The following is a 19,904-nucleotide window of genomic DNA, read 5'->3' on the forward strand; positions in this document are numbered from 1 at the left end:
GGCAACGTACAGTAAAATTTCTATGTTGTTATTGTCACTTGTTGTCGCTAAACACAGCATCGTCCATTTAGACGAAGCTGGTTATCTAATACTGCCTGTACACTGTTTTTATGGAATTATTTTATGACAAGGCTTAATTATGCATGCGAGTAAAAACTATAAAGATAAAGTGGTACTCATAACCGGCGGTACTAAAGGCATTGGCCTTGGTATAGCACAAGGTTTCTTGTCGGCAGGCGCTAAAGTAGTAGTGTGTGGTCGTGAACAAGTAGAGCAGCTACCACAGGTAATCCTTGATGGAAAAACTCGTCAGGCACACTTTATTCAAGCAGATGTGAAAGATATTGATAGTACTGCAGCCATGTTTAGCACCATAGTAAAAGAATATGGCACGCTTGATGTACTCATTAATAATGCGGGCGGCAGTCCATTTGCTTTGGCCGATAAAGCATCTCCTCGTTTTCATGAGGCTATTCTTAAGCTTAATTTAATTGCACCGTTAAACGTAGCACAGCAAGCAAACGAAATAATGCAAGCAAATAACAGTGGCTGCATTATTTTTATAGGCAGTATTAGTGCCATGCGAGCTTCACCAGGTACGGCGGCTTATGGCGCTGCTAAAGCGGGTATTTTATCTTTAGTAAAATCACTTGCAGTAGAGTGGGCACCTAAAGTGCGTGTTGTGGCGGTAAGCCCAGGGTTAGTACATACCGAAAACTCACACCTACATTACGGTGATGAGGCCGGAATTGCCGCAGTAAGCGCAACAATTCCAGCAGGGCGTATGGCGCAACCAGATGATATTGCTAACGCTTGTTTGTTTTTAGCTTCAGCAGAAGCAAGTTATGCAAGTGGCTGTAATTTACTGCTAAATGGCGGCGGTGAAATGCCCGCTTTTCTTAGTGCTAGCGAAACTAACTAAATAATTAATAATTTTAATTTTTAGAATTTATCTTGATAAATGCAGGAGACGAACATTGGCTAAATATGAATGGTTTGCAGAAATAGAAGCGATGATAGGGCGACAATATGGTCGTATCTATGCGTGGGACAAGGTTAATGAAGCTATGGTACGTCAGTGGTGTGAAATTATGGGGGTAGAAAACCCACTTTACACCGATGCAGACTACGCGGCAACAACCGAGTATGGGCAACTAGTAGCACCACCAGCAATGTTACAAAGTTGGTGTTTAGCGGGCTTTGGTGACAAAATTTTAGCACCAGGTTCAACTACCGAAAACCCGTATGGCGTACTCGAAATACTTGAAAAAAATGGCTACCCAGCGGTCGTGGCAGTTAATTCTAACCTAACGTTTGATCGCTACATTACTATGGGTGAAAAGCTTTATTACACCACAGTACTCGATAGCATCAGTGAAGAAAAAACCACCGCACTGGGCACCGGCTTTTTTGTTACGTTAAAAATGACTTATTTCTCAGAAAAAACCAATGGTGAAGCCGACGAAAAAGTAGGCGACATGATGTTTAGAGTCATTAAGTTTAAACCAGCGCAAAGGCCTGAGCAAACAGCGCCCGCTAAAGAAGCACCGGCTAGAAAGCGTCCTAAGCCTGGGATCAGCGACGATAATCGCTTCTTTTGGGAAGGATTTGGCGAGCAAGAGCTGCGTATTCAACATTGTATAAGCTGCGACAAATTACAACACCCACCAGCACCTGTGTGCATGCATTGCCATTCGTTTGAACTTGATTACCAAGTAGCTAGTGGTAAGGGTGAGCTGTATTCATTTGTGATAATGCACTACCCACATGTAGCCCCATTTGATAGCCCAAATCCTATTGGTTTGATTGAGCTTGAAGAAGGCGTACGTATTCCAGCAGGCTTAATCGGAGTTGAAGAAGGTGTAGCTCCTAAAATTGGCCAAAAAGTGCAAGTCGAATATCACACATTTGATGGTGAGCTGACCTTGCCACAATTTAGACTTGTTCCAACTAAGGAGTCGTAATGGATTTTAATTTAAGCGAAGAGCAATCAGCCATTGCAGAAATGGCCAATAGCTTATTTACCGATACCTGTACCGATGACTTTCTGCGTGACTATGACGAAGCAGGCCAAGGCACCATGACGCAGTTATGGAACTCGTGTATAGAAACCGGGCTGCACGGGGTAATTATTCCCGAAGCAATAGGCGGGATTGATTTAGGTATGACCGAACTGAGTTTAGTATTACAGGCGCAAGGCGGGGCGTTAGGGCAAGTTCCTTTGTGGCGTCATCAGCTGGTGGCTACTGCCATTGCAAAGTTTGCGGGTGCACAGCTGCAAACAGTTGCACAAGCTGCGGCTGAGGGCACAAACCTATTAACGCTGGCATTTAACTTAGTAAATACCCACAGCGAAGCGACGCTCAACGTAGAAAAAACGAATGACGGCTTAAGTATTAATGGCTTAGTGCAGTCGGTGGCAGTTGCAGGACTCGCTGACTTTGTTTTACTACCACTAACCCTTGATGAGCAAACACGCTGGGCACTAGTGGCAACAACAGCGCCAGGTTTAACCCTAGTTAAAGGGCAGATGACCCAAGGCGAAGAAGTTGCAGACTTACAACTAAATAACCTGCTTGTAAGTAATGCAGCGTTACTCGATAGCAAAGCTAATGACTGGTTAGTACCAAGAATATTCGCCTCTTTGGCATCATTACAGTTAGGTGTTAGTGAAGCGCAAATTAAAAAAACCGTTGAATATATTAGTGAACGCCAACAGTTTGGTCGCGCTATAGGCACCTTTCAAGCAGTACAAATGACCATGGCCGATACCAAAATTGCCCTTGAGGCATTACGCAGTAATGTATGGCAGTTGTGTTATCGCCTTGATAATAACTTAGGCTGCGATCACGAAGCGTTAGCAACAGCGTGGCATGCCTGCGAAGCGGGTCATTCTATTGGTCACAAAGCGCAACATGTGCATGGCGGTTTTGGTGTAGATGTTAGTTACGTTATCTACCGATACCTCTATTGGAGCCGGGCTATTAGCCTAAACTTGGGCGGGAGTCCCGCATTATTGGCAAAACTTGGCGATGCCTTAACCGAAAATAATAAGCTGGGGTGGAAATATGACCTTGATGAAAACAATGCAATTTAACGACATAAACGTAGGTGACAAGCTACCTGAAAAAGCGATTCCAATTACCGTGGCACTTATCTCTAATGGGGCTTTAGCAACGCGTGATTTTTTTCCAGGCCATCACGATAAAGATGCCGCTATTGCGCTGGGCTCACCACATATTTTTATGAATATTTTAACCACTAATGGCTTAGTGCAAAGCTATGTAGAAGGCTGGAGCGGCCCACAAAGTCGCTTAAAAAATATTGATATTAAATTAGGTATGCCTAATTACCCAGGCGATGTGATGACCTTTATGGGCGAAGTAACCGCAACCGATGCCACAACCCGCACTGTGGATGTAGGTTTAGCCGGCAAAAATAAATACGGCATGCATGTTACAGGTACCGTGCAATTGGTATTGCCATAAAATTTAGGAGAGACAAGATGAGTGAGTCAATTAGTGGTAAAGCTGCCATTGTAGGTCTGGGTGCCACAGAGTTTTCTAAAAATTCAGGGCGTACTGAATTACGTTTAGCCATGGAGGCAACATTAGCAGCTTTAAAAGATGCGGGAATTGATCCCAGTGAAGTGGATGGCTTTAGTAGTTATTCAGTTGATAAAGTACCAGAGTACGAAATTGCGCGTTTATTAGGCTGTAAAGAAGTTAAGTTTTTTTCACAAATACCTCATGGCGGCGGCGCAGCGTGTGCACCTATAGTGCATGCGGCAATGGCTGTGGCCAGTGGTGTGGCTAAAACCGTAGTGGTATATCGGGCGATGAACGAGCGTTCTTGGTATCGTTTTGGTACTGGCGATTATGGCTTTTCATCAACCCCTATTTTTGAAAATGTGAATTACGGTTATTACATGCCCCATGGTTTTCATACTCCTGCAAGTTGGGTGGGTATGTTTGCACAGCGTTATATGCATGAGTATGGCGCTACATCAGAAGATTTTGGTCTTGTTGCGGTTGCCTCACGTGACTTCGCAGCAACTAACCCTGCGGCATTCTTTTACGAAAAACCAATTACTTTGGCCGATCACCAAGCGTCTAAGTGGATTTGTGAACCGCTACATTTACTTGATTGTTGTCAAGAATCTGATGGTGCGGTGGCAATGATTATTACCAGTGTTGAGCGTGCAAAAACGCTAAAAAATAAACCTGTAGTAATTAAAGCCGGTTCGCAAGGTATTGCCGAAGGTCAGCAAAGTATGACCTCGTATTATCGCGACGACATTACCGGTTTACCCGAAATGGGCATAGTAGCAAAAGAGCTTTATGCACAATCGGGCCTAGGGCCAGATGATTTTCAAACTGCGATTATTTACGATCACTTTACCCCATTTGTATTACCACAACTTGAAGAGTTTGGGTTTGTGGAACGTGGTAAAGCAAAAGAGTTTATTCGCGCAGGTCATCATCAACGTGGTGGTAAGTTACCTATTAATACCCACGGAGGACAATTAGGTGAAGCCTATATCCATGGTATGAATGGCGTGGCCGAAGCAGTACGACAAGTGCGTGGTACAGCAGTAAACCAAGTTGATAATGTTGAAAATGTACTCGTTACAGCAGGCACTGGTGTACCCACCAGCGGCTTAATTTTAGGCGCAGAGTAGGAGTGCAAAATGTTCATTGATTTAACACCAGAACAACGGGCGTTACGCCTAGAAGTACGTGATTACTTTTCGCAATTAATGACACCCGAACTGCGTCAAAAGCTAAGAGGCAGTGAAGGCGGCGAAGACTTCCGTAAGGTTGTACGTCAAATGGGTAAAGACGGCTGGTTAGCTGTTGGTTGGCCAAAAGAGCACGGCGGCCAAGGTTATCAAGCCACCGAGCAGCTAATCTTTTTTGAAGAAGCCAATATTGCAGGCGCGCCCCTACCATTTGTTACTATTAGCACAGTAGGTCCTGCGTTAATGGAGTACGGTACTGAGTTACAAAAAGAAAAGTTTTTGCCTGGTATTGCTAATGGTGAAATTCATTTTGCCATTGGTTATTCAGAGCCAAATGCGGGCTCTGATCTAGCCACTTTAAAAACCAAAGCCAGCCTAGAGGGCGACAACTTTATTGTTAATGGCAATAAGCTATGGACCTCAGGCGCTGAGTCGGCCGACTATATTTGGTTAGCTGCACGAACCGATCAAGAGCTGGCGCGTCACAAAGGGATTTCTATTATGATTTTAGATACCCAAAGTGAAGGCTTTAGCAGCACAGTTATTCCAACGTGTTCAAACCCAACCGCGGCTACTTATTACGACAACGTAAAAGTACCTCAAGAAATGCTGGTGGGTGAATTAAATGGCGGTTGGCGTTTAATTACTTCGCAACTTAACCATGAACGTTTAGGTTTAGGTTCGTGGTCTGATAAAGTGGTTGGCTTATTTCGTCGAGTATATTTGTGGGCTAATACCGCAGATGAGCAAGGCAAGTCTGCTGCTAATAACCCTTGGGTGCGCGCAGCGTTAGCTGAGTGTTACGCTAAGTTAGAAGCCATGCGTTTAATTAACTTTCGCATCGCCGCCGATTTAGAAAAAGGCCATATGGATATTGCTCTGGCGTCAATTACTAAAGTATATGGCTCAGAATGCTCAATTGAAATACTGCGTAAGCTGATTGATATTGTGGGAATGAATGGCATGGTTCGCGATGATTCTGCCGCGTCATTTTTAATGGGTGAGCTGGAATACGAAGTACGTGCCTCGGTTACCTTAACCTTTGGTGGTGGTGCTAATGAGTTACAACGAGAACTAATAGCCCAATTTGGTATTGGTATGCCACGTGCAGTGCGCTAACAGGAGATAACAGCATGAGTGAGTTAACTGAATTTCGCCAGCAGGTTCGTACTTGGCTAGAGGCAAATTGTCCTATGTCGCTGCGCACCCCAACGCCTGATGGCGAGCTCATTTGGAGCGGGAGTGAGGTTAACTTCACTTTTGATGATCAACGCCAGTGGTTTAATAGCATGCGCGACAAACATTGGTTTTGTCCTAGTTGGCCAACGCAGTACGGTGGTGGTGCTTTAACTGCGCAGCAAAACAGCGTATTAGAAAGTGAAATGCGCCGTTTAAAGTGTCGCCCGCCACAAATTAATTTAGGTATTTGGATGTTAGGTCCTGTGCTGTTAGAGCACGGAACTGAGCTGCAAAAACAACAGTTTTTAACACCAATGACTCGCGGTGAAGTACGTTGGTGCCAAGGGTTTAGTGAGCCAAACGCCGGCTCTGATTTGGCCAGTATTCGTACCAGCGCCATTGATCAAGGCGATCATTACTTAGTTAATGGTAGTAAAATTTGGACTTCTTACGGTGACAAATCCGATTGGATGTACGCATTAGTACGCACTGATGCTAAAGCCCCTAAACACCAAGGCATTAGCTTATTACTCCTCGATATGCACAGCCAAGGTGTGCAAGCCAAACCTATTGATTTAATTAGCGGTAAATCTTCTTTTTGTGAAGTGTTTTTCGATAATGTAGTCGTACCCAAAGAAAATCTTATAGGTGAGCTCAATGGCGGCTGGAAATTGGCTAAAGAATTGCTGCAACACGAACGCAGCGCAATGTCTAAGTTTGGTGAGTTTCAATTACCCACGCACTTTGACTTAATGTCACTAATGAGTGATTACATGCCAGCGCCACACAGCGCTAGTGAAGCCGCGCTTCTAAATAAGGCGGTTGCAGCCAATATGGAAGAGCAGGCATACAACTTAACGGTGCAACGCTTAGGTGCAGAAATGCAAGCGGGGCAAAGCTGTTTTGGTTTAATGTCGATTATGAAGTTAGTGCATACCGAACAAGAAAAAATTAAATTTGAATTATTACTCGATGCAATGGGTTACCGAGGTTTAGGTTGGGAAGATGATAGCTTTAGCGAGCAAGAGCAAGCAATTACTCGCGCTTGGCTAAATAGTTTTTCGCAAACCATAGCTGGCGGATCCTCAGAAGTTCAGCTGAACGTGATAGCAAAGCGTGTATTGCAATTACCTGAAAATAAAGGAGTAAGCTGATGAGTATGGTATATAGCGAAGACGATCGCATGTTGGCAGATACCGCCGAAGAGTTTTTAAGTGCGCAAAGCCCTGTCGCAGCGCAGCGCGCATTACGCGATAAGCCAACCGCAGTTAATTTTGATGAAAAAATTTGGCAACAAATGCTGGAACTAGGTTGGGGAGCAATTACTTTTCCCGAAGAGCTGGGTGGCCTAGATTTTGGTTATAAAGGAATGGGCGCAATATTTGAAGCTATGGGTAAACACCTGAGTGCTTCGCCAATGTTATCGTCGGTAACCCTGTGTGGTTCATTATTACAACAACTAGCCAACGCAGAACAGCAAACCTGGTTAACAGCAATAATGAGTGGTGAAAAACGCTTAGCCTTAGCGGTTGACGAACACGCAAGGCACGATCCCGACAGCATGCAAACAACGGCAACAACAGCGGTAGATGGCTTTGTGTTAAATGGTAAAAAAACCATGGTTATTGATGGTGTCAGCCCCGATGGTTGGATAGTTGCGGCGCAGCATAACGCTGGCTGTAGTGTGTTTATTGTGCCATTTAGTGAGCAAGTAAAGGTTAAGCGCCTTAACCTTATCGATGCACGCAATTACGCCGAGCTTACTTTTAATGACTTAAAACTACCCGCAGAAGCCTTATTAGGCGATGCTGGCAATAGCTTAAAAGCACTGCAACAAGCACTCGATTTAGGTCGTTTATGTTTAAGTGCTGAAATGCTTGGTGCTATTAAAGCGCTGTTTGATATGACTATAGAATACTTAAAGGTACGTGAACAATTTGGTGTAAAAATTGGTACTTTTCAGGCATTACAACATCGTGCGGCACGCTGTTATGTAGAATTAGAATTAGCTCAATCTTGTGTTATAGCCGCACTTTCGGATGCAGATAAGGCTGACGCAAATTTAGCCTCAAGCGCTAGTTTAGCTAAATGGAAACTATCAAAAGTAGCCGATTTAATCAGCGGTGAAGCGGTGCAAATGCATGGCGGCATTGGGGTTACTGATGAGCTAGACATTGGTCTTTACCTAAAGCGCATTCGCGTAGCACAAATGTGCCTTGGTGATGCCGATTACCATCAAGCGCGGTTTGCAGCTTTAGCGCCTTAAAACTCATCTTGAGTTAAACATAAAAAAACCAGCCAACAGTTATTCACTGCTGGCTGGTTTTTTTCATGCGCTGAGAGCCTTAATGCGCGTTGAAGGTCGCTATTACTGTGCTGGCGCGCCAGGTACACCATAATAATATTGACCAGCCGTTAGGCCGCCATCTACCACCATTTCGGTGCCATTACAGTAAGATGCCTGATCCGAGACTAAAAAGTTAACCATATTGGCTACTTCTTCAGGCTGACAACCACGTTGCTGTGGAATAAATTTATAGCGTGGGTTCAGCTCTTCGCTACTTAGCCCCTGTGGGTTAGTCATGGGGGTATTTACAGCACCAGGATGCACACTATTTACACGTATACCAAACGGGCCTAGCTCAAGCGCTGCGGTGCGAGTTAACCCTCTTACTGCATATTTACTTGCAGCATACGCACCTGTGCCATTGTTAGGTAAAATAGACGAGGCTGATGAAATATTAACAATAGCGCCACTGCCGGCTTTTTTCATGCAGGGGATCACGCTATGTAAGCCTAAAAAGGTGCCGGTAATATTAATATCGATTAATTTACGAAACTGCTGCGGCTCTGTGGTTTCGAGCGTTGCGAACAGTAAAATCCCCGCATTATTAACTAAAATATCTATTTTTTGGTGCTTTTCTAAAGTTGCTGATACGATCGACTGCCATTGTAGCTCATCGGTTACATCGTGTGTCATTGGCGTAACCTTGTCGCCAAGCTCTTGCGCCATTTGGTTAAGCTCTTCAGTTAAAATATCAGTGGCTATAACAGTGGCTCCAGAGTCAACCAGTGCTTGGCATATTGCTCTACCGATACCCCGTGCGGCACCGGTAACTAAGGCGACTTTATTGGTTAAATGTGTAGCGTTTTTCATTGTTAGTTTCTCGCTTTAAAATAGTTGTAAGTATTATTGCTGAGGTTCTTGCTGAGCCATAAAAAGGCAGCAGCTTTAATTATGGTAATAAAATAGGGGCGAGTGCCCCTATGTTAAAAGTGTTAGTAGTTAGTAGTTAGTAATTAGTCGCTATTAGCAGCTTAAGCCAGCTCTATAACCGGCACTAATTGCACCCTCTATATAGGCAACGTCATTACAATCACCAATATCTTTTACTGTATGGCCAGCTGCAATTAAGCTGTTTGTTAAGCTATTATCAGTGGTAATACCCGTTGCCATTACTACGGTATCGGCAAGGCAGCTGCGGGGTTGCTCGTCCACTTTATAGTGCACAGCGTAGGTATCGATAGCGGTAACGTCTGCCTGAGTAATTAAAGTAACGCCTAATTGCCTAACATGATCAAGTACCCGCCAGCGCCTAACAATACTCAGCTCGATGCCTAAGTTACGTCCGGCTTCTATAACGGTCACTTCGCGGCCACGCTCAGCTAAAAACTCGGCCAGCTCTAAGCCCACTAAGCCACCGCCAACAATAGTGACGCGCTTGCCAAGTGGCATCCATAAATGCGATAAGCGTTGTAATTTATCTACGTGTTTTGTTAAGCCCAGGGTGTTGCCCGCTCCTAACATTAAGCGCTGTAGCGCGGTTAGCTTATTGCTAGTGTTAGTACTTACTTCGCCGGTAAGTAACTGTCTAAGTTGTTCGCCAGACCAAACGTGGCTTAACTCACAACCCTGTATATCGGGCATGCCACGGCTGGCGCCGGTTGCTACAAATACTTCATCGGCATTTAGTGTGCTAATTAATTTCGGAGTCGCTGTGGTATTCAGTTTTACTGTAACCTTAGATTGGGCTAGTTGCCTTAAATGGTAGTCGAGTAACTTGCCATTTTCGGGATAGGCCAGCGCTGCAAAAAATAATGTGCCGCCTAAGCGTTTACTGCGCTCTAACAAGGTTACTTTATGGCCTCGTTCACTGGCGGTTACAGCAGCTTCTATGCCAGCAGGCCCGCCACCAATTACCACAATATGTTTGGGCTTATCGGTCATTATTACTTTTAGTTCAAATTCTTTACCAGTCGCGGCATTAACCGCACATTTAACGCGCTGATTAATAAATACTTGGCTTACGCATACATAGCAATAAATACAGGGACGAATGTCGGCTTCACGATCTGCGGTGAGTTTATTTGGTAGTTCGGGATCGGCTAATAATTTACGTCCCATTGCAATAAAATCACACTTACCGCTGGCAATAGCAGCATCGGCAATATCGGGCTCTAAGCGGCCAACGGCAATTACCGGTATAGACACTTCTTTCTTCACTGCCGCAGCCCAATCTAAAAAGCCTGCTGGTTTATGCACTAGCGGCGCGGCGGTAAATGCAGAGCCTGTGGTTAAGGTGGCATAAGCAGAAATACTAACGGCATTTACACCCGCTTGTTCAACCATTTTGCTCACTGCAATACAGTCCTCAAGGGTAATACCGCCAGGGGTGTTGAGTTCGTGCGCATCTAGGCGTACCCACAATGGAAAATCTTGGCCTACGCGTTCGCGTATTGCCGCTATTACCTCGAGTAGTAAACGTGCGCGGTTTTCAATACTGCCGCCATATTCGTCATCACGTTTATTATAATAGCTCGATAAAAAGCCAGCCAAAATATACGAGTGCGCGCTGTGCAGCTCAATAGCATCAAAACCCGCTTGCTGAGCACGTTTTGCCGCTGCGGCAAACCATTCGACCATTTGGACAATATCGGCTTTTTCCATTACTTTTATGGTAACGGGTTTATCTGCTGGAGGTCTAACAAAGGTACTTAATTCTGTTGGTGTTACCGCTTGCATAATATCGCTTTGTGGTGGCGCAGGGGGCAGTGAAGGAACCCAAAGCTCGCGGCCTTCGGCTAAATCGCGTACTGCCGTTTTACCAGCATGCTGTAATTGCACCGCAATTTTTGCACCATGCTTATGCACCCGCTCGGTAAGTGCTTTTAATCCAGGAATAAACTCATCTTTAGAAATACCCACCTGATAAGGTTCGGCAGTGCCTGCGGGAAACGCAATAGCAATAGATCCCATAGTAATAAGGCCCACACCGCCTTTTGCTCTGGCTTCATAAAAAGCTTGAATACGCTCACTACAATGGCCATCAGGGTCAGCATAATTAGAGCCCATTGGCGCCATCATAATGCGGTTACGCAGCGTTAGTCCGCCTACTTTCCCTGGTTTAAGCAAGTGCTGATAATGTGACATAGATTATTACCTCTTATTATTTATGTTTTTTGAGGTGCTGTATTAGCCGTGTTGTAAAAAATCAATACAGCTGCTGTTAAACAGGCGTTGATGTTCTACTTGTACCCAATGACCACAACGATTAAGCATAATAAAGCGCGCTGTTGGTACGTTATCCAAAATTTTATGCATGCCTTGATGTGGATTAAATTTATCGTTAGTGCCCCAAAAGCCAAGCACTGGGCAGTTAAGCTCGCCAAGGCGTTCGGTCATGTTTGGCACCATCATAGTGCTAAATAAATTAGCCGGTTGAGTAACTGCCACTGCAGCGCGCTCTGCTAATATATCATCAGAAAGTACAGCTGAATCAAAAAGTTGTAACGACATTACTTCGCGCATTTGATCAACACCCATAGGGCCACGGCTGTATACTTCTACCATACGCACTATACCTTCCATTTGAAAATACGTTTCGCGCTCTTCAACACCACCCGGAGCCATTAAAATTAGGCGCTCTACCGTATCGGGATAATCGAGAGCTTGCCCCAGCGCAATAGCACCGCCTAAAGAATTGCCTAATAAAGTCACCTTAGGTAAATCAAGGGCGTTTATAAAACCATTAAGTGCTGTGACAAAAAAAGCTAAATCGTAATTAACGTCATCGGGTTTATCTGAGCGACCAAAACCAGGTAAGTCGAGCACAATATTACGATAGCCCGCATCAGCAAATTCAGGATAATTGCCTTTAAAGTTACTAAAACCACTGGCACCTGGGCCACTACCATGAAGCCAAATAACAATAGGGCCTTGGCCTTGCTCTAAATAATGTAATTTAAGGCCGTTTTCTAGGGTAACAAAGTGTCCCAGTGGTAACGGTAAATCCTGTGCTTTCTCTGGATTAGTTGTTTGCTGATTCAAAACTCTTACTCCTAATTTTGCCTTGCTAACAAGGTAATGAACGCTCACCACCTCTGCTTATTTATATAATTTTCCTACTCAATACTGCGTTGCTCGTTTGCTTAAAACATCGTCCATTTAGACCAGTGTTTTGTTTGTGTTGGTTAGTCTTATTGGACGATGCTGGTTTTTATTACATATCCCAGTATGAATTGGAAAATTAATATTGGTGCGACTGCAAATGTTGCTCTATATACGCCAAATTGGCTTGAGAAAAGCAAGGGGATAAAAATGAAACATCAGGATCAAGTTGTGCTAGTAACAGGTGCAGGGCAAGGCATAGGCCAATCAATAGTAAGTTATTTTGCTACTGCAGGCGCTAATGTCGCCGCGGTAGATATTAACGCCGACACATTAAATGCCAGCGTTAATGAATTAAATGCAAACGTTGCCGGCAATATTGTGGCTATTACTGCCAACATAGCAAAAAGCGACTCAGTACGTGATGCCATTGCCGCTGTAGTGGAAAAATTTGGCCGACTCGATGCCATTATTAATGTGGCTGGTGTGGGCTCTATTGATGCATTTGTTGATACCCCAGATGAGCACTGGGACAAAGTGATTGCAGTTAACTTAACCGGTACTTTTTTATGCTGTCGTGAGGCGGCGAAAGTTATGCAAGCCCAAGGATCGGGTTGCATTATTAATGTTTCCAGCACGGCGGCATTAACCGGCGAAGGCCCAAGTCATTATTGTGCATCAAAAGCCGGTGTTATGGGGCTTACGCGTAGTATGGCACGCGAACTAGCGCCAGTAGGCGTTCGGGTAAATACCATAGTACCAGGGCCAACCAATACACCCATGATGGCTGATATTCCAGAGGAGTGGACGCAGCAAATGATCGCGGCTATTCCATTAGCGCGCATGGGCGAAGGTGAAGACATTGCCAAAGTAGCGAGCTTTTTAGCGTGTGATGATTCTGGCTTTATTACTGGCCAAAATATCGCAGTAAATGGCGGCATGGCCTTTATTTAGGAGTGAATATGAGTGACTTAAGTTCAAGCCTTGAACAACGAATTGACCGCTTAGAGTCTATTGAGTCAATTCGTCAGCTCGCGGGTAAATACTCGTTGTCATTAGATATGCGTGACATTGACGCACATGTAGGCTTATTTGCTCCCGATGTACGTGTCGGGGGTGGAAAAAGCGGCCGAGCTCATTTAAAAGCCTGGGTTGACTCAACCTTGCGCGATCAATTCACCGGCACATCGCATCATTTAGGGCAGCACATTATTGAGTTTGTTGATGAGAACAACGCCATTGGTGTTGTGTACTCTAAAAATGAGCATGAAACCGGGCGTGAATGGGTACTGATGCAAATGCTGTATTGGGATGACTACCAACGCATTGATGGGGTGTGGTACTTCCGCCGTCGTCTGCCATGTTATTGGTACGCCAGTGATATAAATTCAGCGCCAATTGGCGATATGAAAATGCGCTGGCCGGGTCGCGAACCTTACACCGGCACCTTTCATGATTTATTCCCATCATGGCAGTCGTTTTGGCAGCATCGACCTAATTCAGATGAGTTACCCGAAGTGGCAACTCCTGCGCCACTTGAACAGTTTTTACGCACCATGCGGGGTGATACCCCAGCACCTAAAATCCGCGTTCGTTGATTAACACCAAAGGAGATAATATGTTGGACAATAATAAAATTCCTTATGCTGGAAGTCTCGACAACGCGCCAGTATCTAGAGCCGCCACACAACAAAAAATGGATAAGCGCGCACTAGCAGTACGCTCGGTTAGTCCGTCGCAAAAGTACAGCATTGCCGACCGCCTAGAAGCGCAAGCAGTAGCACATGGCGATGCGCCATTTTTGATTTATCGAGGTAAAAGCTACAGCTACAGCGAAGTAGATGCCCAAGCAAGTAAATTTGCTAAAGCGATACAGGCCCGTGGTTTAATGGAAGGTGATGTGTGTGCTATTGCGATTGAAAATCGCCCTGAGTTTTTCTTTGCGTGGTTTGGCTTAACCAAGCTGGGCGTAGTGGTCGCTTTTATTAACACTCAAGTACAAGGCAGCGTGCTTGAACATGCAATTAACACCACAGATGCCAATGTAGTTATTGTTGGTGAAGAATGTGTACAGCGTTTTATTGACACACCAGAGCTGGCAAATAAGTCAATTTGGCTGGTAGGCGATGATGAGGTAGTTGATAAACCGGTACTTCCTCAGTGGATTGATAGCAGCTTTGATAGCGATGTGGCTGCGCGCAGTGGCACAAGTTGTAAGCAGGCACGTGGCTCAACGGTGGGCGAAACCCCAACTTTACTTATTTTTACCTCAGGCACTACCGGGTTACCTAAAGCGGCGATTTACAGCCATATGCGTTGGTTAACCTCGGGTGATGTGATGGTTGAAACCATTGATGCCACACCAAATGACGTATTTTATTGTTGTTTACCTTTATACCACGGCGCTGCAGCCACTTCAGTGACTTCAACTGCGCTCGCGGCGGGGTCAAGCATAGTGGTTAGGCGTAAATTTAGTGTTAGGCAATTTTGGGATGATATTCAAACGCATAACATTACCGTTTGCCAATACATAGGTGAGATTTGCCGCTACCTGCTTAACTACGCCGAGGCCACGGGAATTAAGCCAAAAGATCATCAACTGCGCTGCATGTTAGGCGCCGGTTTAACCGAAACTAGTTGGCATCGTTGGCTTGAGTACTTTGGCGAAATGGACGTGCTAGAAGGGTGGGGATCTACCGAAGCGAATACTAACTTACTTAATTTAGATAACTATATTGGTTCGTGTGGTCGCGTGCCGCGCTGGGATCGCACCAATTTTAGATTAGTTAAATTTGATACCGAAACCGAAACCCATGTTAAAGATGCGAACGGGCATTATGTTTTATGCCAACCTGGCGAAGTAGGGGAAGGGCTGGGAATGATAATTAACATGCCTGATTTTGGTGGCGGGCGCTTTGAGGGCTATACCTCAAAACAAGGCACTGAGCAGAAAATTTTACGCAATGTGTTTCAGCAAGGTGACGCCTATTGGCGCTCGGGCGATTTACTGCGCTACGATGACAATGGTTACTTTTATTTTGTAGATCGCATTGGTGATACCTATCGCTGGAAAAGTGAAAATGTATCATCGCAAGAAGTGGCTACCGCTTTGGCTGAATACGATGGCGCCGAGCTGGTTAATATTTATGGCGTACAGGTTCCTGAAAATGAGGGACGAGCAGGTATGGCGGCCATTGTTATGCAACCAGGGCGGCAGTTTGATCCACAAGTGTTTTATGCTTTAACCATAGAAAAAGTGCCTAATTACGCCGCCCCTCAGTTTATTAGGGTAAGCAAAGCCGCCGACATGACATCAACCTATAAACTGCGTAAAGTCGACTTACAAAAACAAGGTTATGACCCAGTAGCGTGTAATGAGCCAATTTACATACGTAACGATAAGTTAGGCTGCTACCAGCCATACTGTGAAAGTGCGTTGCAAGCGGCAGGATTTTTACCGTTCTGTAGCAATCAGGAGGAAAAATAATGGGCTTAGCAGGAAACGCCGCGATTGTTGGTGCGGCGCAATATAAACCAGAGAAATACCAAACCGCGCCGCAAATGTTTCATTTAGAACAAGTGGCCGACTTAGCCAATCAAGCATTATTAGATGCTGGGCTACAAAAAAGTGATTTAGATGGTTTGGTTATTAATGGCCCACATTTTCACGAGGCCTCAGTATTTGTGCCGGCAATGGCCGCAGAATATTTAGGAATAGAAGTAAACTTTGCCGAAGTAGTTGATTTAGGCGGCTGTACCGCAGTTGCACAAATTTGGCGTGCAGCGGCAGCGATTGAGCTGGGGTTATGCCAAGCGGTACTGTGTGTTATTCCCGCTCGCATGGCACCAATGGCACCAAATGAAGACCCAGCTTGGATGGCGCAAGCTATGCGCTATGGCGGCCACAGTACGGCATTTGGCGCACCAGAAGCAGAGTTTGATTTGCCCTATGGTCACATGGGGCAAAACACCGGTTATGCAATGATTGCACAGCGTTACGCAGCGCAATATGGCTACGATCAAGCGGCTATGGCTAAAATAGCAGTCGATCAGCGCTTTAATGCGCAATACCACAAAGACGCTATTTTTAAAGGCAAAGAGCTAACTATTGCACAAGTATTAGCTTCTAAAATGGTAGCCGACCCACTGCATGTACTAGAAATAGTCATGCCGGTATCGGGTGGCGCGGCGGTTATTGTGGCCTCTAAAGAAGTGGCTGCAAGAGCGAAAAAACGCCCTGCATTTATTACCGGTTTTGGTGAGCGTTTATCATTTAAATCGCCATCGTATGCGCAAGATATGACAGTGACGCCAGTTGCCGAAGCCGCAAAGCGTGCGTTTACTATGGCCGGGCTGTCGCCTAAAGATATACATGCAGCGCAAATTTATGATTGTTACACCATTACTGTGTTGTTATCACTTGAAGATGCAGGCTTTTGTCCTAAAGGGGAAGGCATGCGCTTTATTAAAGAGCATAACCTCACCTTTAAAGGCGACTTTCCGATGAACACCCACGGCGGGCAACTTAGTTTTGGTCAAGCTGCAGCAGCGGGCGGTTATTCTCAAGTTATTGAGGCTTTCCATCAAATTTCAAACTCTGCCGATCAACGACAGCTAAAAAGGTGTGACAATGTATTTGTTAGTGGCACCGGTGGCGTGATGAGTGAGCAGGGCGCATTGATATTACAAGGAGGCTAGTATGGCAACGTTAAAACCTATGCCAGTCGCAACAAAAATTTCTGCACCATTTTGGCAGGCGCTAAAAGAAAATCAGTTAAAAATTCAGCAATGTAAGCAGTGCGAAGGGTGGGTGTTTTTTCCACGTAATCATTGTAGTCATTGTTTAGCGCATGAGCTGCAGTGGCAACAAGTGAGCGGTGAGGGCACCTTATATTCATACACCCTTACACGTATTCCAACTATGCCAGAATTTAGTGACGAAATGCCGCAAGCATTAGCCGTGGTCGAACTAGCTCAAGGCGTTCGTATCAATACCACGTTAATAGATGTGGCAGAGCAAGACATTAAAATAGGCATGCCTGTTAAAGCGGTGTTTGATAAAGTGAGTAGCGATGGCGATACCTTGCTACGTTTTACCTCTATTAATAATGCCGGTGGTGTGCGTGAATATATTAATCCGCTCAATGGGCTTGAGCGCAACGACAAAGGGCAAGTACAAGTACCGCTAAGTAACCTTGCTGCGCTTTATGCACTGGCCGATAATAAATATACTGACTGGAGTAATGTGGTTGTTGTTGATCAAGACCTGATTAACGCTTTTGCCGATTTATCGGGGGATGATTACTGGTTGCATACCGATCCTGAGCGCGCAAAAACAGATAGCCCGTTTAAAACCACCATTGCCCATGGCTCGTTAGTACAAGTGCTGCAGTCGCGTTTAACGATTGCACTACCATTTGAAATTATCGGCTTTAACAACATGGTTAACTATGGCTCAAACCGTTTACGTTTTCCTGCGCCAGTGCCTGCGGGCGCAACTATTTATGGCCGTAGTAAGGTAAAAGACATTAGCGTGTCGCACAAAGGGGTGCAATTAACCCTAGAAATGAACATTCATGTGGTTGGCAATGATAAACCAAGTGTGATCAACGATTTGGTGATCCTGTATCGCTAAACACAGTAAATAATTTGGTAAATATAAAGCCGCTGAGCAACATTATTGCTCAGCGGTTTTTTGTTTTTTTAGTTTTAAGCTTATGACTCTTAATGCTTTTTTTTCGTTTTTTTGGTTAGTCTCAATGGACGATGAAGCATTAGTAATTTGCCCTAATAATGAACCTAATCACAATTTTGTAAGAGAGGGTTCATGGATATTCGCGCATTAGGTTATTTCGTAGCACAGACTGACGCTCCACAAGAGTGGCAACACTACGCAGAGCAAGTATTAGGGATGATGACGGCGCCAACTGACGACGGTGGATTCTACATCAAAATGGATGAGCGCCCATACCGCATGTTGGTTATACCCGGCGCAGACAAGCGCTATTTTGCTTCTGGTTGGGAACTAACAGGTGCAAAAGCTTACAACAACGCTAAACAAACATTACTTGATAAAGGCATTGCCTTTGAAGAGGCTAATAAAGCCTTATGTGAGCAGCGCCGCGTACAAAATATACTCATAGTTAATGACCCAGCTGGTAATCGTCACGAACTGTATTGGGGTCATGTTTCAGACTGCCAACCGTTTACTTCTCCTCAAGGTGTACCCGCTTTTATTACCGGCGATATGGGCCTTGGCCACACCGTACTACCTGCGCCAAATTTTGATGAAACCTTTGCGTTTTTAACCGACGTATTAGGGTTTGAATTATCAGATTTATTTAATTTTAAACCTGCACCAGAGGCCGATCCAATTCGCATTTACTTTATGCATTGTGGCAACGCACGTCACCACAGTTTAGCTATTTGTGAATTTCCGGTACCAAGCGGTTGCGTGCATGCCATGGTCGAAGTTGAAAACATGACAGAAGTAGGCCGCGCTCACGACAGACAACAACAACATCAAGTACAACTGTCGGCCACTTTAGGTCAGCACCTTAACGACAAAATGACCTCATTCTATATGAAAACACCATCAGGCTTCGATTTAGAGTATGGCTTTGGTGGTTTACAAGTTGAAAACTGGGAAGAGCATTGCGCTTTTGAATTTAGCCGAGTGAGCCTGTGGGGCCACGATTTCTCAGTAGGAGAAAAATAATGAATAAAGTAAAAACAACAGCGCAAATGGTGGCTGAGCTAAGTGATGGCATGACAATTGGCATAGGTGGTTGGGGCCCGCGCCGTAAACCTATGGCGCTTATTCGCGAAATTATAAAATCGGATCTTAAAGATCTTACTATTGTGGCGTATGGCGGCGCCGATGTGGGTATGTTATGCGCAGCCGGCAAAGTAAAAAAATTAATCTTTGCGTTTGTATCGCTAGACTTTATTCCACTAGAACCTTTTTTTCGTAAAGCCCGTGAACATGGCGAGCTTGAGCTAATGGAAATTGACGAAGGTATGTTGTTACTTGGCCTTCGTGCTGCGGCGTGGGGCTGTCCTTATATTCCAACTCAAGTTGGTTTAGGCACAGATGTACTTACCCACAACCCAGATATTCAAGTGATTGATAGCCCCTATGACGATAAAGAATGGGTGGCAATGCCAGCGCTTAAACTCGACGCTGCACTGGTACATGTTGATCATGCTGATGAGCGTGGTGTGTGCCAGATTTCAGGTCCAGATCATTACCTAGACGATTGGTTTGTACGCGCAGCAAATAAAAGCTATGTCACCTGCGACAAGCTGGTTAGCAGCGATCATTTTTATGATCGCACAGCGGCAGATAAAGTATTTTGGGAACGCAGCTTAACAACGGCCGTAAGTGAAGTACCTGGGGGCGCGCATCCAAGCAGTTGTCCGCCATTTTACGGCATTGATAATAAACATTTGCTGCAATATAACAAATACGCAAAAGAAGGCGGCTTTAGTGCTTACTTTGATGAGTTTATTAATAATAAATCAGAGCAAGAGTACCAAGCTAAATTAGGCGGCATCGATGCGATCCGTCAAATCCCTAACACAAGTTACTAAGGC

General features: G+C 44.9%; 18 protein-coding genes. 15 read left to right on the forward strand and 3 right to left on the reverse strand.

Going from position 1 to position 19,904, the window contains the following annotated elements; genetic code table 11:
- Nucleotides 1–139: 139 nt before the first annotated feature.
- From PNIG_RS04640 to PNIG_RS04675, 8 genes are read left to right on the forward strand one after another with little or no spacing between them, the layout of a single operon-like run.
- Nucleotides 140–922: an SDR family oxidoreductase gene (locus PNIG_RS04640; protein WP_011327576.1), complete on the forward strand. Its 783-nt coding sequence runs from the start codon at nt 140–142 to the stop codon at nt 920–922.
- A gap of 55 nt (nt 923–977) precedes the next feature.
- Nucleotides 978–1,964: an OB-fold domain-containing protein gene (locus tag PNIG_RS04645; RefSeq protein WP_041454365.1), complete on the forward strand. Its 987-nt coding sequence runs from the start codon at nt 978–980 to the stop codon at nt 1,962–1,964.
- Entirely contained in the window at nt 1,964–3,097 is a 1,134-nt protein-coding gene (locus tag PNIG_RS04650) for an acyl-CoA dehydrogenase family protein (protein WP_089367909.1), read from the forward strand. Before PNIG_RS04645 ends, PNIG_RS04650 begins: the two co-directional genes overlap by 1 nt.
- On the forward strand, nt 3,078–3,488 hold the full coding sequence (locus PNIG_RS04655; RefSeq protein WP_231617931.1) for a MaoC family dehydratase: 411 nt from the start codon (nt 3,078–3,080) through the stop codon (nt 3,486–3,488). The genes PNIG_RS04650 and PNIG_RS04655 overlap by 20 nt, the downstream gene beginning before the upstream one ends.
- Before the next feature lie 17 nt (nt 3,489–3,505).
- Nucleotides 3,506–4,681, forward strand: coding sequence for a lipid-transfer protein (locus tag PNIG_RS04660; RefSeq protein ID WP_089367910.1), 1,176 nt, complete (start codon nt 3,506–3,508; stop codon nt 4,679–4,681).
- A gap of 9 nt (nt 4,682–4,690) precedes the next feature.
- Nucleotides 4,691–5,860, forward strand: coding sequence for an acyl-CoA dehydrogenase family protein (locus PNIG_RS04665; RefSeq protein ID WP_011327581.1), 1,170 nt, complete (start codon nt 4,691–4,693; stop codon nt 5,858–5,860).
- Nucleotides 5,861–5,874: 14 nt separating this feature from the next.
- Complete coding sequence (locus PNIG_RS04670; RefSeq protein ID WP_089367911.1) at nt 5,875–7,074, forward strand: acyl-CoA dehydrogenase family protein; 1,200 nt, start codon at nt 5,875–5,877, stop codon at nt 7,072–7,074.
- Nucleotides 7,074–8,186: an acyl-CoA dehydrogenase family protein gene (locus tag PNIG_RS04675; RefSeq protein ID WP_011327583.1), complete on the forward strand. Its 1,113-nt coding sequence runs from the start codon at nt 7,074–7,076 to the stop codon at nt 8,184–8,186. The genes PNIG_RS04670 and PNIG_RS04675 overlap by 1 nt, the downstream gene beginning before the upstream one ends.
- A 102-nt stretch (nt 8,187–8,288) precedes the next feature.
- Here PNIG_RS04675 and PNIG_RS04680 read toward each other — a convergent pair whose 3' ends face one another.
- The 3 genes from PNIG_RS04680 to PNIG_RS04690 form a co-directional block, all read right to left on the reverse strand.
- Nucleotides 8,289–9,077, reverse strand: a complete 789-nt coding sequence (locus tag PNIG_RS04680; protein WP_011327584.1) for an SDR family NAD(P)-dependent oxidoreductase — start codon at nt 9,075–9,077, stop codon at nt 8,289–8,291.
- A 153-nt stretch (nt 9,078–9,230) separates the two neighbouring features.
- Nucleotides 9,231–11,351, reverse strand: coding sequence for an oxidoreductase (locus PNIG_RS04685; RefSeq protein WP_089367912.1), 2,121 nt, complete (start codon nt 11,349–11,351; stop codon nt 9,231–9,233).
- A gap of 42 nt (nt 11,352–11,393) precedes the next feature.
- Nucleotides 11,394–12,248: an alpha/beta fold hydrolase gene (locus PNIG_RS04690; protein ID WP_089367913.1), complete on the reverse strand. Its 855-nt coding sequence runs from the start codon at nt 12,246–12,248 to the stop codon at nt 11,394–11,396.
- A gap of 270 nt (nt 12,249–12,518) precedes the next feature.
- Here PNIG_RS04690 and PNIG_RS04695 point away from each other — a divergent pair, with 270 nt between their 5' ends.
- The 7 genes from PNIG_RS04695 to PNIG_RS04725 all read left to right on the forward strand — a co-directional run bounded on the left by PNIG_RS04695 (nt 12,519) and on the right by PNIG_RS04725 (nt 19,901).
- Nucleotides 12,519–13,262: an SDR family NAD(P)-dependent oxidoreductase gene (locus PNIG_RS04695; protein WP_089367914.1), complete on the forward strand. Its 744-nt coding sequence runs from the start codon at nt 12,519–12,521 to the stop codon at nt 13,260–13,262.
- 8 nt (nt 13,263–13,270) lie between these two features.
- Nucleotides 13,271–13,906, forward strand: a complete 636-nt coding sequence (locus tag PNIG_RS04700) for a nuclear transport factor 2 family protein (RefSeq protein WP_011327588.1) — start codon at nt 13,271–13,273, stop codon at nt 13,904–13,906.
- A 20-nt stretch (nt 13,907–13,926) separates the two neighbouring features.
- Nucleotides 13,927–15,795, forward strand: coding sequence for a long-chain-acyl-CoA synthetase (locus tag PNIG_RS04705; protein ID WP_089367915.1), 1,869 nt, complete (start codon nt 13,927–13,929; stop codon nt 15,793–15,795).
- Nucleotides 15,795–17,006, forward strand: a complete 1,212-nt coding sequence (locus tag PNIG_RS04710) for a thiolase family protein (protein WP_011327590.1) — start codon at nt 15,795–15,797, stop codon at nt 17,004–17,006. Before PNIG_RS04705 ends, PNIG_RS04710 begins: the two co-directional genes overlap by 1 nt.
- A 1-nt stretch (nt 17,007) precedes the next feature.
- A complete protein-coding gene (locus PNIG_RS04715) occupies nt 17,008–17,943 on the forward strand; it encodes a bifunctional OB-fold nucleic acid binding domain-containing protein/MaoC family dehydratase (RefSeq protein WP_011327591.1) in 936 nt (311 codons plus the stop codon).
- 192 nt (nt 17,944–18,135) lie between these two features.
- On the forward strand, nt 18,136–19,026 hold the full coding sequence (locus tag PNIG_RS04720) for a VOC family protein (protein ID WP_011327592.1): 891 nt from the start codon (nt 18,136–18,138) through the stop codon (nt 19,024–19,026).
- Nucleotides 19,026–19,901 carry a CoA transferase subunit A gene (locus PNIG_RS04725; protein WP_011327593.1) on the forward strand — a complete coding sequence of 292 codons (876 nt, stop codon included), beginning with the start codon at nt 19,026–19,028 and terminating at the stop codon, nt 19,899–19,901. The genes PNIG_RS04720 and PNIG_RS04725 overlap by 1 nt, the downstream gene beginning before the upstream one ends.
- Nucleotides 19,902–19,904 lie beyond the last annotated feature (3 nt).

The sequence above is a fragment of the Pseudoalteromonas nigrifaciens genome, assembly GCF_002221505.1.
GTDB classification, from domain to species: Bacteria; Pseudomonadota; Gammaproteobacteria; order Enterobacterales; family Alteromonadaceae; genus Pseudoalteromonas; species Pseudoalteromonas nigrifaciens.